14 protein-coding genes are annotated in these 13,888 nt (G+C 61.0%); 9 read left to right on the top strand and 5 right to left on the bottom strand.

Annotated elements, in window-relative coordinates:
• Window positions 1–66: 66 nt before the first annotated feature.
• The 4 genes from acnA to ACQ4W4_RS02920 all read right to left on the bottom strand — a co-directional run bounded on the left by acnA (window position 67) and on the right by ACQ4W4_RS02920 (window position 5,533).
• Entirely contained in the window at window positions 67–2,787 is a 2,721-nt protein-coding gene (gene acnA / locus ACQ4W4_RS02935) for an aconitate hydratase AcnA (protein ID WP_436540706.1), read from the bottom strand.
• 87 nt (window positions 2,788–2,874) lie between these two features.
• Entirely contained in the window at window positions 2,875–3,420 is a 546-nt protein-coding gene (locus tag ACQ4W4_RS02930) for a hypothetical protein (protein WP_070219188.1), read from the bottom strand.
• A 13-nt stretch (window positions 3,421–3,433) separates the two neighbouring features.
• Window positions 3,434–4,432 (bottom strand): HpcH/HpaI aldolase/citrate lyase family protein, encoded by a 999-nt coding sequence (locus ACQ4W4_RS02925; protein ID WP_436540705.1) that lies wholly within the window; start codon window positions 4,430–4,432, stop codon window positions 3,434–3,436.
• 111 nt (window positions 4,433–4,543) lie between these two features.
• Window positions 4,544–5,533, bottom strand: coding sequence for a malate dehydrogenase (locus ACQ4W4_RS02920; protein ID WP_121670132.1), 990 nt, complete (start codon window positions 5,531–5,533; stop codon window positions 4,544–4,546).
• A 305-nt stretch (window positions 5,534–5,838) separates the two neighbouring features.
• Here ACQ4W4_RS02920 and ACQ4W4_RS02915 point away from each other — a divergent pair, with 305 nt between their 5' ends.
• The 9 genes from ACQ4W4_RS02915 to ACQ4W4_RS02875 all read left to right on the top strand — a co-directional run bounded on the left by ACQ4W4_RS02915 (window position 5,839) and on the right by ACQ4W4_RS02875 (window position 13,381).
• A complete protein-coding gene (locus tag ACQ4W4_RS02915; RefSeq protein ID WP_436540704.1) occupies window positions 5,839–6,723 on the top strand; it encodes a GntR family transcriptional regulator in 885 nt (294 codons plus the stop codon).
• 306 nt (window positions 6,724–7,029) lie between these two features.
• Window positions 7,030–7,452, top strand: a complete 423-nt coding sequence (gene sdhC, locus ACQ4W4_RS02910) for a succinate dehydrogenase, cytochrome b556 subunit (protein WP_034752080.1) — start codon at window positions 7,030–7,032, stop codon at window positions 7,450–7,452.
• Between the two features lie 2 nt (window positions 7,453–7,454).
• Window positions 7,455–7,820 (top strand): succinate dehydrogenase, hydrophobic membrane anchor protein, encoded by a 366-nt coding sequence (sdhD, locus tag ACQ4W4_RS02905; protein ID WP_034752078.1) that lies wholly within the window; start codon window positions 7,455–7,457, stop codon window positions 7,818–7,820.
• Between the two features lie 2 nt (window positions 7,821–7,822).
• Window positions 7,823–9,604, top strand: a complete 1,782-nt coding sequence (gene sdhA, locus ACQ4W4_RS02900) for a succinate dehydrogenase flavoprotein subunit (RefSeq protein WP_436540703.1) — start codon at window positions 7,823–7,825, stop codon at window positions 9,602–9,604.
• Between the two features lie 10 nt (window positions 9,605–9,614).
• Window positions 9,615–10,325, top strand: coding sequence for a succinate dehydrogenase iron-sulfur subunit (locus tag ACQ4W4_RS02895; protein WP_034752075.1), 711 nt, complete (start codon window positions 9,615–9,617; stop codon window positions 10,323–10,325).
• A gap of 117 nt (window positions 10,326–10,442) precedes the next feature.
• Window positions 10,443–10,724 (top strand): FAD assembly factor SdhE, encoded by a 282-nt coding sequence (locus tag ACQ4W4_RS02890; protein WP_034752073.1) that lies wholly within the window; start codon window positions 10,443–10,445, stop codon window positions 10,722–10,724.
• A gap of 122 nt (window positions 10,725–10,846) precedes the next feature.
• On the top strand, window positions 10,847–12,148 hold the full coding sequence (gene gltA / locus ACQ4W4_RS02885) for a citrate synthase (protein WP_034752071.1): 1,302 nt from the start codon (window positions 10,847–10,849) through the stop codon (window positions 12,146–12,148).
• A gap of 123 nt (window positions 12,149–12,271) precedes the next feature.
• Entirely contained in the window at window positions 12,272–12,613 is a 342-nt protein-coding gene (locus ACQ4W4_RS02880; RefSeq protein WP_436540702.1) for a winged helix-turn-helix transcriptional regulator, read from the top strand.
• A gap of 225 nt (window positions 12,614–12,838) precedes the next feature.
• A complete protein-coding gene (locus ACQ4W4_RS02875) occupies window positions 12,839–13,381 on the top strand; it encodes an NAD(P)H-dependent oxidoreductase (protein WP_436540701.1) in 543 nt (180 codons plus the stop codon).
• A 17-nt stretch (window positions 13,382–13,398) separates the two neighbouring features.
• Here ACQ4W4_RS02875 and ACQ4W4_RS02870 read toward each other — a convergent pair whose 3' ends face one another.
• Window positions 13,399–13,854, bottom strand: coding sequence for an MBL fold metallo-hydrolase (locus ACQ4W4_RS02870; RefSeq protein ID WP_436540700.1), 456 nt, complete (start codon window positions 13,852–13,854; stop codon window positions 13,399–13,401).
• Between the last annotated feature and the right edge of the window lie 34 nt (window positions 13,855–13,888).

Here is a 13,888-nt window from a genome sequence, read left to right as displayed (position 1 = left end):
GCTGCGGACGAAAAAAAAAGCGCCGGTCGGAACCGGCGCTTTTATCTTGCCTCACAGCTGGGCTGATTACTCGGCCAGCAGTTGACGCAGCACGAATGGCAGGATACCGCCATGCTTGTAGTAATCGACTTCGATCGGCGTATCGATGCGCAGCAGGACTTTGACTTCCTGGCTGCTGCCGTCGGCGCCGTGGATCACCAGGGTCGCCAGTTGCTGTGGCTTGATTTCGCCTTCGAGGCCTTTCAGGTCGAAGGTTTCATTGCCGGTGATGCCCAGCGTCTGCACGCTGTCGTCGCCGATGAATTGCAGCGGCAGCACGCCCATGCCCACCAGGTTCGAGCGGTGGATGCGCTCGAACGAACGGGTGATCACGGCTTTCACGCCCAGCAGCTGGGTGCCCTTGGCTGCCCAGTCGCGCGACGAGCCCGTACCGTACTCTTCGCCGCCGAAGACCATGGTTGGCGTGCCTTCAGCAACATATTTCATCGCTGCGTCGTAGATCGACATCTGTTCGCCGGAAGGCTGGTGGATCGTGATGCCGCCTTCGACCGCCGAACCGTCCGCCTTGGCAGGGATCATGCGGTTCTTGATACGCACGTTGGCGAACGTGCCGCGCATCATGATTTCATGGTTGCCGCGACGCGAGCCGTAGGAATTGAAGTCCGCTTTCAGGACGCCGTTTTCCTTCAGCCACTTGCCTGCAGGACCGTTTTCCTGGATCGAGCCGGCTGGCGAGATGTGGTCGGTGGTGATGGAATCGCCGAACACGCCCAGTGCACGCGCGCCTTCGATGCCGGTGGCCACTGCCGCTGGCGTCATCGAGAAGTTGTCGAAGAACGGCGGTTCCGCGATGTAGGTCGATTTCGGCCAGTTGTAGACTTGACCCGACACGGTGGTGACTTTCTCCCACAGCTTGCCTGGCGCGCCCTTGACGTCGGCGTAGTTGTCCTTGAATACCTTGGCATTCATGGCGAACTTCATCATGGCCGACACTTCAGCCGAGGTCGGCCAGATGTCGCCCAGGTAGACGTCCTTGCCGCCCTTGCCCTTGCCGACAGGTTCCGTCATCAGGTCGCGCGTCATGTTGCCGGCGATGGCGTAGGCGACGACCAGCGGTGGCGAAGCGAGGAAGTTCGAGCGGATGTTCGGGTGAATGCGCGCTTCGAAGTTGCGGTTGCCCGACAGCACGGCCGACGCGACGATATCGTGCGTGGCAATCGCTGCATTCAGCTCAGGCGTCAGGTCGCCCGCATTGCCGATACAGGTGGTGCAGCCGTAGGCGGTCACGCCGAAGCCCAGTTTTTCCAGGTACGGCAGCAGGCCGGCAGCGGTCAGGTATTCGGTGACGACGCGCGAGCCGGGAGCCAGCGAGGTCTTGATGTGCGGAGCGACCTTCAGGCCGGCTTCCACGGCTTTCTTGGCCAGCAGGCCGGCAGCCAGCATCACGCTCGGGTTCGAGGTGTTGGTGCACGAGGTGATCGCGGCGATCAGCACGTCGCCGTTCGACACTTTCACGCCGTTCGTCGTTTCGTACACGGCAGCCAGGTCGGCAGGATTCTTGTTGAAGCCGTTTTCGGTCGTCGGCTTGGCGAACAGCTCGGCGAAGTTGGCCTTGACGTTGCCGATTTCGATACGGTCTTGCGGGCGTTTCGGGCCGGCCAGCGACGGAGCGACCGATGCCAGGTCCAGTTCCACCACGCGGGTGTAGTCGATGTCGCCCGCTTTTGGCACGCCGAACAGGTTTTGCGCCTTGAAGTAGCCTTCGAACGCGGCGATTTCAGCCTTGCTGCGGCCGGTGCCCTTGAAGTAATCGATGGTCGCTTCGTCGACCGGGAAGAAGCCCATGGTCGCGCCGTATTCCGGTGCCATGTTGGCGATCGTCGCGCGGTCCGTCAGGGTCAGCGATTCGGTGCCTTCGCCGAAGAATTCGACGAACTTGCCGACGACTTTCTCTTTGCGCAGCAGTTCGGTAATCGTCAGTACCAGGTCGGTGGCGGTGCAGCCTTCGCGCAGCGCGCCCGACAGGTTCACGCCGATGACGTCCGGCGTCAGGAAGTAGACCGGCTGGCCCAGCATGCCGGCTTCCGCCTCGATGCCGCCCACGCCCCAGCCGACCACGCCGATGCCGTTGATCATGGTGGTGTGCGAGTCGGTGCCGACCAGGGTGTCAGGGTAGTACACGTCGCCGGCTTTCTTGCCTGCGTGGTGCACGCCGCGCGCCAGGTATTCCAGGTTGACCTGGTGGACGATGCCGAAGCCCGGCGGCACGACGCCGAAGGTGTCGAATGCCTGCATGCCCCATTTCATGAACTGGTAACGCTCGTTGTTACGCGAGAATTCCAGCTTCATGTTCAGGTCCAGCGCTTTCTTTTCGCGGTAGTGATCGATGGTGACCGAGTGGTCGACCACCAGGTCGACCGGTACCAGCGGTTCGATCTTCTTGGCGTTGATGCCCATCTTGGCGGCCACGTTGCGCATGGCGGCCAGGTCGGCCAGCAGCGGCACGCCGGTGAAGTCTTGCAGCACGACGCGCGCCACTACGAACGGGATCTCGTCGGTGCGCTCGGCGGTCGGGCCCCAGCTCGCCAATTGCTTGACGTGTTCTTCGGTGACTTTTTTGCCGTCGCAGTTGCGCAATACCGATTCGAGCACGATGCGAATCGACACTGGCAGGCGGGAGACATTGATGCCCAGGCTTTTTTCCAGCGCAGGCAGGGAATACAGCTTGCCCTTCTTGCTGTCCGAAATATTAAAGTCCTTGAGCGTGTTCAGAGTGTTGCGGGACATGACCTCTCCTTGTTGGGTATCGTCTATTATTGATTATTCAAATTACAAAACATGACTGAGCCCCCGAAGAGGCCCTTGCTGCGCACATCAGCCGCCGGTCGCCGGCAGCACGCCCAGCGATGGCGCTGCTTCCACCACTGCCGCCGGCTTGGCTTGCTCCGCATCCTTGCATTCATTGGCCAGCTGGCGGCCCTGCTTGGAATCGAGCAGCATGCCTTTGGCCGGGATACCGATCCACACGAGACCATACAAACGGTTCTCGAAGCGGTTGGCGCCGGTGGTGGTGCCCACTCGGCTCAGGCGGTGCAGGCGCTTCTTCCAGCGCAGGGCGATGTGTTTGTCGTCAGTCGCATTGGTGTAGATGGTAATTTTATTACCAAGTTCACAATTGAAATCGGTGGAGGCCGAGCCTGCCGTGTTCGGTTCATCGGCTTCTTCCTTGTCGGCGACCGACATGGCGAGCGGATGGGCTTCCTTGGCGGCAGCTTTTGCCTTGGCGGCCTTGGCCTTTGGCTTGGCCTTGACGGCCTTGGGATTTGCCTCTGCCGTGGCGGCGAAGCTGGCTGGCGCCAGCGTGAGGGTCATGGCGCCCAGCGCGACGCTGCAGGCAATGGCTAATTTGGAGAGGGACATCGTGTAATTCCTGTCAGTTTTCAGTGGTGCTGGAAGAGGGGGCGTTGAGTAATGCAGCAGCCGCCTCGGGCAGGCCGAGGCCCGCCAGTTTGGCGCGTTGCAAAACGGTCCAATAATATCGGTAGCTGGCGCGGTCGTGCAAGCGGCCATTTTGCGCAATCGGCCCCCAGTTGGCGCGCAGCGCTTCGTTGAGGATGTTGCTGGCCTCGTTGACTTCGGACAGGCGGGGCGTAAAGGCCTTGATGATGGGTTTGATCTGGTCAGGGTGGATGCTCCACATGCGCGTGTAGCCGAACTCGGCTGTCGCGCGCTGGGCGTCATTCGCCACCACGGCCGAATCGCGCACGTCGGTCGTCACGTTATGCGACGCCACCTTGCCGTGCGCGTGGCAGGCGGCCGCCACTTCGAGCTTGGCGCGCACCACCAGCGGGTGCGTGAACTGGCCCGGCGTGCGCATGGCGGCGGCGGGAATGGCGCCGTAATGGGCCGAGACGAAATCCATGATGCCGAAGGACAGGCATTCGACCTGGGGCAGGGCGGCGATCGCGTAAGCGTCGCGCAGCGCGCCATGCGTCTCGATCAGGATGTGCACGGGCAGGTTGTCGCGGCCGGCGCGGCGCGCGTGCAGGTTGATCAGGTCGATGGCCAGCATGGCGTCCTGCACGCCGGCCACCTTGGGCACGGCGATGTAGGCCAGGCGGGACGCGGCCGTGCAGATGATTTCCACGTCGCGCGCGAAAAACGCGCTGTCGACGTCGTGCACGCGCACGCCGATGCGGTTGAACTGGTTTTCGTCGCTGGCCAGCAGGCCGGCGATCATCAGGGCGTGGGATTCTTCATTGCCGGCGCTGGCGCCGTCTTCGCAGTCGAACGTGATGTCGAACAGGGGACCAAGCTCTTGTTGCAAAGCAATCGATTTACGCATCAGCTTTTCAGAGCCGGCGTAGTGGTCGCAAGCGGCGAGCAACAGCGGCTGGCGTTTGCCTTGGAATAAAACCTCGGAAGGGTGCATGCTTAAGGCATTTCTGCAGGTAAAGACTACTTGATAAAACAGCCGCGCCGCGTAACTCGCGGGGCGGCCTTCTTGGCGGGCGGCGCGCAGGCCGCGCCGCCAATACTGGATTTATGCCAGCAGGTGTTTCACGCCTTCGCGCTCTTCGGTCAGTTCTTTCAGGGTCAGGTTGATGCGCTCTTGCGAGAATGCATCGATTTCCAGGCCTTGAACGATGGTGTACTCGCCGTTGTCGGTGGTGACCGGGAAGCCGAACACGGTGCCTTCAGGGATGCCATACGAGCCATCGGAAGGCACGCCCATGGTGGTCCACTTGCCGTTCGTGCCCAGCATCCAGTCATGGATGTGGTCGATGGCGGCGTTCGCTGCCGACGCTGCCGACGACAGGCCGCGCGCTTCGATGATGGCCGCGCCGCGCTTGCCGACGGTTGGCAGGAACACGTTGGCGTTCCATTCCTGATCGTTGATCAGGTCTTTCACAGCCTTGCCGTTGACGGTGGCGAAGCGGTAGTCGGCGTACATCGTTGGCGAGTGGTTGCCCCACACGGTCAGCTTCTCGATGTCTTTCACGGCGGTGCCGGTCTTGGCAGCGACTTGCGACAGCGCGCGGTTGTGGTCCAGGCGCAGCATGGCGGTGAAGTTCTTCGCCGGCAGCGACGGCGCCGATTTCATGGCGATGTAGGCGTTGGTGTTGGCAGGGTTGCCGACCACCAGCACTTTGACGTTGCGCGAAGCGACGGCGTCGAGCGCCTTGCCTTGCACCGTGAAGATCTGGGCGTTCGCTTCCAGCAGGTCCTTGCGTTCCATGCCTGGGCCGCGCGGACGCGCGCCAACCAGTACGGCCACGTCGACATCCTTGAAGGCGGTCAGCGGATCGGAGTGGGCGGTCATCTCGGCCAGCAGCGGGAAGGCGCAGTCGTCGATTTCCATCATCACGCCCTTGAGCGCCTTCTGGGCTTTTTCGTCCGGGATTTCAAGCAGTTGCAAGATGACAGGCTGGTCTTTGCCGAGCATGTCGCCATTGGCGATGCGGAACAACAGGGCGTAGCCGATCTGGCCGGCGGCGCCGGTCACTGCAACACGCATTGGGGTTTTAGCCATGATGAATCTCCAAAAATGGGAAAGAAAACGGGCTTGAAGCTGGGCTTACGCTTATCCGGAAAAACTATAATGATACCAAAACCGGCCCGCGCCACCGAATTGCTGGTGTACGCTGCCGTCACGCTCGTGCTGCACGAAGCCAGAGTGGCTGGCCGACAACATAAAACGCGGGCTCACATGTTTTATCGAGGGCAGTTTAGGCCTCCGATCCCTATCTGTCAATCATATCTTATGTCTTATATAAGACAGATAACTGCGAGTGTTTTACTGGACGCGGGCAGTGATTTGTGTTGAAATGTCGGACTATGAATTCCGCCTCGTCCAATCTGACCAACAATGCCACTGCTGCAAGCGGGGCGGTCAGTCCGACCGCGGGCACCCCGGCCACGCCCGTCCCCGCGGCGGCCAGCACCGCCGCCGCCCCTGTCGCCAGCGTCAATGCCGCCGCCGTGCCCGTGCCTGCCGCGACGGCATCGCCCACCTTCAGTCCCCTGTACCAGCAGATCAAGGCGCTCATCACGCAAAGCCTGCAATCGGGCGAATGGAAGCCGGGCGAGCTGATTCCCAGCGAGGTCGAGCTGGCCGGCCGCTTCAAGGTCAGCCAGGGCACGGTGCGCAAGGCCATCGATGAACTGGCTGCCGAGAATCTCGTCATGCGCCGTCAGGGCAAGGGCACTTTCGTGTCCACCCACCACGAGGCGCGCGCGCATTTCCGCTTCCTGCGCCTGGTGCCGGATGAAGGCGTGCCACATTATCCCGAAAGCAAATTCATCGAAGTCAAGCGCGTGCGCGCGCCGGCCGACGTGGCGCGCCTGATGGACCTGAAGTCCGGCGACGCCGTCATTTTCATCAAGCGCGTCCAGTATTTCGACGGCGTGCCGACCATCGTCGAGGAGCTCTGGCTGCCCGGCCTGATCTTCAAGGGCCTGACGGCCGAGCGCCTGGTGGAATACAAGGGACCCATGTACGGCCTGTTCGAAACGGAATTTGGCACGCGCATGATACGCGCGTCCGAGCAGATCCGCGCCGTGTGCGCCGACGCGGGCGCCGCGCAGCTGTTGAATATCGACCTCGGCACGCCCTTGCTCAGTTCCGAGCGCGTGTCGTTTACCTACGGCGACAAGCCGGTCGAACTGCGCCGGGGCTTGTACCTGACCAGTCGCCATCATTATCAGAATGAACTCAGCTGAAGCTGCGGGGCGCTTGCGGGCGCCCGAACAAGCGGCAAGGCTGAAGTGCATCGCTTGCAAGATGCCTGCCGCAAGGCGGGCAACGGAGACAACGGAAAGCGCAGCGACAGCATGGCCCGCTCCGGCGGGCCGTGTTTTGCCGGCGATTCTGTAATTAAATTACGTGAACTACGGAAAGTAGCGCGGTATTTTGTAGTAAAAAACCATTTTGGTTATATGTAACAATAGATATTGGTATGGGTTGCGAAAATCGGCGAAAATCGCGGCTTCAATATTTAGTTGAAATTCAAAGGGGAGGTTTTTGTTATGTCTGAAGCCGTAAGAGAAGTACCAAAAAAAGAACGGCCGCAATTCCGTAACATTCATGTTACCGAATTGTCGAACTACCGCATGGCTGTCGGCGCCATCGTCTCGATCCTGCATCGCATCAGCGGTTTCATCATTTTCGCCTTGCTGCCATGCATCTTGTACATGCTGGAACTGAGCCTGCGTTCCGAAATGTCCTATGCCTACTTCCAGGGCATCGCCTCGCACTGGTTCGTCAAGCTGATCACCCTGGGTCTGGTCTGGGCCTTCCTGCACCACTTCTGCGCCGGTATCCGTCACCTGTTCATGGATGTGCACGTTGCCATCGAAAAAGATTCGGCCCGCAAGACCGCGTCGTCCGTGCTGGTCGTGAGCCTGGTGTTGACGGCTTTGGTCGCTTTGAAACTGTTTGGAGTATTTTAAACATGGCAGACAATAATATCGGACCGAAACGCCTCGTCGTCGGTGCCCATTACGGCTTGCGCGACTGGCTGGCGCAACGCGTCACCGCCATCGTCATGGTGGCTTATGTGGCCATCCTGCTTATTTCTTTCTTGACTGGCAGCAACTTCAGCTATGAAGGCTGGGCCGGTCTGTTCGCACAGCAGTGGTTTAAATTGTTCAGCCTGGTGACCTTCGTCGCCCTGTTCTACCACGCATGGGTCGGCGTACGCGACATCTGGATGGACTACGTGAAAAGCGCTGGCCTCCGTCTGACCCTGCAAATTGCCACCATGCTGTGGTTGATCGCTTGTGCCGGCTGGACGGTACAGATACTCTGGAGTGTGTAATCGTGGCAGCATATAAATCTGCAATCCCTACCCGCCGCTTTGATGCGGTCATCGTTGGCGCCGGCGGTTCCGGCATGCGCGCGTCGTTGCAGCTGGCTGAAGCCGGTCTGAACGTCGCAGTTCTGTCGAAAGTCTTCCCGACCCGCTCGCACACCGTGGCGGCGCAGGGCGGTATCGGCGCCTCGCTCGGCAACATGGCCGAAGACAACTGGTTCTGGCACATGTTCGACACCGTCAAGGGCGGCGACTATCTGGGCGACCAGGATGCCATCGAATTCATGTGCCGCGAAGCACCGAAGGTCGTGTACGAGCTGGAACACTTCGGCATGCCGTTCGACCGCAACCCTGACGGCACCATCTATCAGCGTCCGTTCGGCGGCCACACGGCCCACTTCGGCGAAAAGCCGGTGCAGCGCGCTTGCGCGGCAGCTGACCGTACCGGTCACGCCCTGTTGCACACGCTGTACCAGCGCAACGTGCGCGCCCGTACGCACTTCTTCGTCGAATGGATGGCACTCGACCTGATCCGTGACGCCGACGGCGACGTGATCGGCGTGGTTGCGCTGGAAATGGAAACCGGCGAATGCATGATCCTGGAAGCAAAGACGACGGTCATGGCAACGGGCGGCGCAGGCCGCATCTTCGCCGCGTCGACCAACGCCTTCATCAATACCGGTGACGGCATGGGCATGGCGGCACGCGCCGGCCTGCCGCTGCAGGACATGGAATTCTGGCAGTTCCACCCGACCGGCGTGGCCGGCGCGGGCGTATTGATCACCGAAGGCGTGCGCGGCGAAGGCGGCATCCTGATCAATAGCGAAGGCGAACGCTTCATGGAGCGCTATGCGCCGACCCTGAAGGATCTGGCGCCGCGCGACTTCGTGTCGCGTTCGATGGACCAGGAAATCAAGGAAGGCCGCGGCTGCGGTCCGAACAAGGACCACGTGATGCTGGACCTGCGCCACATCGGCGCCGACACCATCGCCAAGCGCCTGCCGTCGATCCTGGAAATCGGCCACAAGTTCGCCAACGTCGATGCCACCAAGGAACCGATTCCTGTCGTGCCGACGATTCACTACCAGATGGGCGGCATCCCGACGAACATCCACGGCCAGGTCGTCACCCCGACCGGTCCGGACAATTCGGCGAAAGTCGTCAACGGCCTGTACGCGATCGGCGAATGTGCCTGCGTGTCGGTGCACGGCGCCAACCGCCTGGGCACGAACTCGCTGCTCGACCTGGTGGTCTTCGGCCGCGCGGCCGGCAACCACATCGTGGGCAGCGGCCTGAAAGCCAAGGAAAACAAGCCTTTGCCAGCCGACGCCGCCGATTTTGCCATGGGCCGCCTGGCGCGCCTGGAAAACTCGACCGGCACGGAAACCGTGCAGGGCGTGGCGAACGACATCCGCGCCACGATGCAGAAGTACTGCGGCGTGTTCCGTACCGACGAGATGCTGAACAAGGGCGTCGAAGAAATCATGAAGCTCGACGAGCGCCGCAAGCACGTCTCCTTCAAGGATAAATCGATGGTCTTCAACACGGCCCGCGTGGAAGCGCTGGAGCTGGACAACCTGATCGAAACGGCGAAAGCGACGATCGTCTCGGCGGCAGCGCGCAAGGAATCGCGCGGCGCGCACGCCCAGGATGATCACCCGCAACGCGACGACGAAAACTGGATGAAGCACACGCTGTGGTACTCGGAAGGCAATCGCCTGGAATACAAGCCAGTCGTGACCAAACCGCTGACGGTCGATACCTTCAAGCCAAAACCACGTACTTTCTAAAGGTCAGAACATGGCACGCACTCTCAAATTTAAAATCTACCGCTACGATCCTGACCAGGATGCCAAGCCGTACATGCAAGACCTGACGGTCGAACTGAAAGACACCGACAAGATGCTGCTCGACGCACTGCAGCGCATCAAGGCGGACGTCGATGACTCGCTGGCCCTGCGCCGCTCGTGCCGCGAAGGCGTGTGCGGTTCGGACGCGATGAACATCAACGGCAAGAACGGCCTGGCATGCACCACCAACCTGAACGAACTCTCCGAGCCTATCGTGCTGCGTCCGTTGCCAGGCTTGCCGGTCATCCGCGACCTGATCGTCGACATGACGCAATTTTTCAAGCAGTACGATTCGATCAAGCCGTTCCTGATCAACGATTCGATCCCGCCTGAAAAAGAGCGCCTGCAATCGCCGGAACAGCGCGAAGAACTCGATGGCCTGTACGAGTGCATCCTGTGCGCATGCTGCTCCACGTCGTGCCCGTCGTTCTGGTGGAATCCGGACAAGTTCGTCGGCCCGGCCGGCCTGCTGCAAGCCTACCGCTTCATCGCCGATTCGCGCGACGAAGCCACCGGCGCGCGTCTGGACAACCTGGAAGATCCGTACCGCCTGTTCCGCTGCCATTCGATCATGAACTGCGTCGACGTCTGCCCGAAAGGGTTGAACCCGAACAAGGCGATCGGCAAGATCAAGGAATTGATGGTCCGCCGCGCGATCTGATCACCCTGATCGCGTCCGCCGGGCGCCGTTTGCCGGAAGAGGGTATCCTCTCTTGCCTGCAGGCGGCGCCTGCAAAGCAGCACCGTGCCGCAAGGCACACGTAAAGTGGTAAACCAAATGACAGAATCAATTTTGTCCTCGCATCAGGCCGACCCGGCCAACCGCGCCCGCCTGCGCTGGCGTTCACGCCGTGGCCTGCTGGAAAACGACATTATCCTGACCCGTTTTCTCGATGCGTATGAAACCGAATTGACTGATGAAGAAGTTGACGCGCTGACGCGTTTGCTGGATTTATCGGACAATGCGTTAATGGATCTGGTACTGGCCCGTAAAGAGCCGGAAGGCGAAGTCGATCTGCCGCATGTGCGCGCACTGCTGCAACGACTGCGCATTGCCTAGACGCCTGGGCGATATATTGCAAACGGTGCGAGTGGCGCGCTGTAGCACTGCCGAATTGCGGTGCGAATTGCAGCCAGAATTTTTGATTTTAATTTCGACTCACTCCCGAGAAGGAAGAGCCCATGAATATCTCTGACACAAAAGCTACCCTGTCGTTCTCCGATGGCAGCCCATCGCTTGAATTTCCAATCTACAAAGGCACGGTTGGCCCGGACGTCATCGACATCCGCAAACTGTACGCCGGTAGCGGCAAGTTCACCTACGACCCAGGCTTTATGTCGACGGCCGCCTGCAATTCGTCGATCACCTACATCGACGGCGACAAGGGCGAGCTGCTGTACCGTGGTTACCCGATCGAACAGTTGGCCGTCAACGCCGACTTCATGGAATCGTGCTACCTGCTGCTGAACGGCGAACTGCCGAACGCGGCGCAGAAGGCCAAGTTCGTCGACACCGTCACCAAGCACACGATGGTGCACGAACAGATGCAATTCTTCTTCCGCGGCTTCCGCCGCGACGCGCATCCGATGTCGGTCCTGGTGGGCACCGTCGGCGCGCTGGCGTCGTTCTACCATGACTCGCTGGACATCAACGACCCGCGTCACCGCGAAGTGTCGGCCATCCGCCTGATCGCCAAGATGCCAACCCTGGTCGCCATGACCTACAAGTACTCGGTCGGCCAGCCGTTCGTGTACCCGCGCAACGACCTGTCGTACAGCGCCAACTTCATGCACATGATGTTCGCCAACCCGTGCGAAGAGTACAAGGTCAACGACGTGCTGGTGCGCGCCCTGGACCGCATCCTGATCCTGCATGCGGACCACGAGCAAAACGCATCGACTTCGACCGTCCGTCTGGCCGGTTCGTCGGGCGCCAACCCGTTCGCCTGTATCGCTGCCGGTATCGCCTGCCTGTGGGGCCCTGCCCACGGCGGCGCCAACGAAGCGGCACTGAACATGCTGAAAGAAATCGGCACCGTCGAGAACATCCCTGCCTTCATCGCGCAAGTCAAGGACAAGAACTCGGGCGTCAAGCTGATGGGCTTTGGCCACCGCGTGTACAAGAACTTCGATCCACGCGCCAAGCTGATGCGTGAAACCTGCTACGAAGTGCTGCAAGAACTGGGTCTGCAAGACGACCCGCTGTTCAAGCTGGCGATGGAACTGGAAAAGATTGCACTGAACGACGAGTACTTCGTGTCGCGCAAACTGTACCCGAACGTCGACTTCTACTCGGGCATCGTGCAATCGGCGCTGGGCATCCCTGTGTCGCTGTTCACCGGTATCTTCGCTATGGCCCGTACGATCGGCTGGATCGCCCAGTGGAACGAAATGATCGCCGACCCAGAGCAAAAGATCGGCCGTCCGCGCCAGCTGTTCGTCGGTTCGACCACGCGCGAAGTACTGCCACTGGACAAGCGTTAATCCACGGCGGTATCGAGCAAACAAAAAACGGGCTTCGGCCCGTTTTTTTATGCGCGTGCTCGACGCAAGCCGGGGCCGCCGGGCTGTTATGCTCGCACTCTGACCAACAGGAAGCACAATGCGATGAATGACGAAACCTGCGCCCCCGGCGGCGTGGCTCTGGGCGATACGGCATTTGGCTACACCTTGTCGCTGATCGGCGGCAAGTACAAGATGCTGATCCTGTACGCGCTGGCGGAAAACACCGTGCTGCGGCATAACGAACTCAAACGGCATCTGGGCGGCATCGCCTTCAAGACCCTCAGCGTGGTCCTGAAGGAACTGGAAGCCGATGCGCTGATCGTGCGCAAGGAATATCCGCAAGTCCCGCCCAAGGTGGAATACTCCCTCTCGGCCAAGGGCGCTTCGCTGATCCCCGTGCTGCATACCCTGTGCGAATGGGGCGAGCGGCACCAGCCCGTCTGATACGGATGCGCATGGCAAGGCGCCGTTCCACCGTCAAGTAACTTACTTTTTTTATGGTATGAGTAGTTAATGTGCGTACTTGTGAAAAGTACTCAGCATGGCTATGCTGTTTCTGCCCTTGGAGGCGCGCGGCCACGGGCGGCGCGCCACGGGGCAGGGCATCGGCTTGCCTGCTTTCCTGAGAAGGCGGGGCCGGTGCGTCCCTCTCATTTTCAGGAAAGCAGCATGATGAAAACCCTCGTTATCGTCTTCCATCCCTCCATCGCCACGTCGGTGGCCAACCAGCGCTGGCTGCAGGAGCTGGCGCGGTATCCGGACCGCTATACCATCCACGACGTGCACCAGGCTTATCCGGATGGAAAGATCGACGTGGCGCGCGAACAGGCGCTGGTGGAGGCGCACGCCAATGTGGTCTTGCAGTTCCCCGTGTACTGGTTCAACTGCCCGCCCTTGCTCAAGCAATGGCTCGACGAGGTGCTGGCGTATGGCTGGGCCTATGGCACAGGCGGCGACGCCTTCAGGGGCCGCAAGGTGGCGCTGGGCGTCACGGCAGGCATCCGCCAGGAAGACTTCACGCCGCAAGGCAAGTGGAATGTCACCCTGGCGCAGCTGCTGGCACCGTTCGATGTCACCCTGGCGTATATCGGCGCCGACAACCGCCGCTTCTTTGCCTTCTATGGTGCGGAAGACGGGCCGAAGGAAACGGGGTATGCCGAGCGGCTGGCGCGCAGCGCGCAAGAGTATGAGCGCTTCCTGGCTGCGTTGTAGAGCCGGCCGGAGCGGCCTCAGTTCAGGGCCGCTTCCAGCTGGCGCAGCGCGACCTGCCGTCCCTCCAGCGGCAGGCTGTTGCTCTCATAGGGCTGGGGCATGACGATGCAGCGCGGCGCATTGTGCTTGAGGATGCCGCCCCAGTGGGCGACCCTGGCGCCGGCCTGGCGGCGGATCGCCTCGACCGTGGCGCCGCTGGCCAGGATGCGGGCTTGCGGAAAGGCTTGCCGCAGCACGCCCAGGCCGAAATACGCTTGCGGTTCGGCCGCGCTGATATAGATGGTGGTCAGGCGCTTGCCGCTGGCCGCGATGGTGTGCGCTAACTGCGCCGCATCGTTGCGCAGGAACTGGGCATTGACGAGGATGGCGTCGGCCACGCCGCTCAGCAGCAGCGAAGTGGACGGTGCGCGGCCCAGTACATCCAGCTGGAAGGTTTCCAGCATACGGGAGGGAAGGGCGGCGCGTGCAAACATATTATTCTTTCTGCATTAGGTGCTCATGTCGCAT

Source organism: Janthinobacterium glycogeni, assembly GCF_051380725.1.
GTDB lineage: Bacteria > Pseudomonadota > Gammaproteobacteria > Burkholderiales > Burkholderiaceae_D > Janthinobacterium.
Note: the sequence above shows the minus strand (reverse complement) of the source record. Positions and strands in the feature narration are given on the sequence as shown.

Coding starts and splice junctions, on each gene's coding strand:
- ACQ4W4_RS02895 (WP_034752075.1), top strand. CDS start 9,615: ATGGCACGCACTCTCAAATTTAAAATCTACCGCTACGATCCTGACCAG.
- ACQ4W4_RS02875 (WP_436540701.1), top strand. CDS start 12,839: ATGATGAAAACCCTCGTTATCGTCTTCCATCCCTCCATCGCCACGTCG.
- ACQ4W4_RS02925 (WP_436540705.1), bottom strand. CDS start 4,432: ATGCACCCTTCCGAGGTTTTATTCCAAGGCAAACGCCAGCCGCTGTTG.
- sdhC (WP_034752080.1), top strand. CDS start 7,030: ATGTCTGAAGCCGTAAGAGAAGTACCAAAAAAAGAACGGCCGCAATTC.
- sdhD (WP_034752078.1), top strand. CDS start 7,455: ATGGCAGACAATAATATCGGACCGAAACGCCTCGTCGTCGGTGCCCAT.
- ACQ4W4_RS02880 (WP_436540702.1), top strand. CDS start 12,272: ATGAATGACGAAACCTGCGCCCCCGGCGGCGTGGCTCTGGGCGATACG.
- gltA (WP_034752071.1), top strand. CDS start 10,847: ATGAATATCTCTGACACAAAAGCTACCCTGTCGTTCTCCGATGGCAGC.
- ACQ4W4_RS02870 (WP_436540700.1), bottom strand. CDS start 13,854: ATGTTTGCACGCGCCGCCCTTCCCTCCCGTATGCTGGAAACCTTCCAG.
- ACQ4W4_RS02920 (WP_121670132.1), bottom strand. CDS start 5,533: ATGGCTAAAACCCCAATGCGTGTTGCAGTGACCGGCGCCGCCGGCCAG.
- ACQ4W4_RS02890 (WP_034752073.1), top strand. CDS start 10,443: ATGACAGAATCAATTTTGTCCTCGCATCAGGCCGACCCGGCCAACCGC.
- ACQ4W4_RS02915 (WP_436540704.1), top strand. CDS start 5,839: ATGAATTCCGCCTCGTCCAATCTGACCAACAATGCCACTGCTGCAAGC.
- ACQ4W4_RS02930 (WP_070219188.1), bottom strand. CDS start 3,420: ATGTCCCTCTCCAAATTAGCCATTGCCTGCAGCGTCGCGCTGGGCGCC.
- acnA (WP_436540706.1), bottom strand. CDS start 2,787: ATGTCCCGCAACACTCTGAACACGCTCAAGGACTTTAATATTTCGGAC.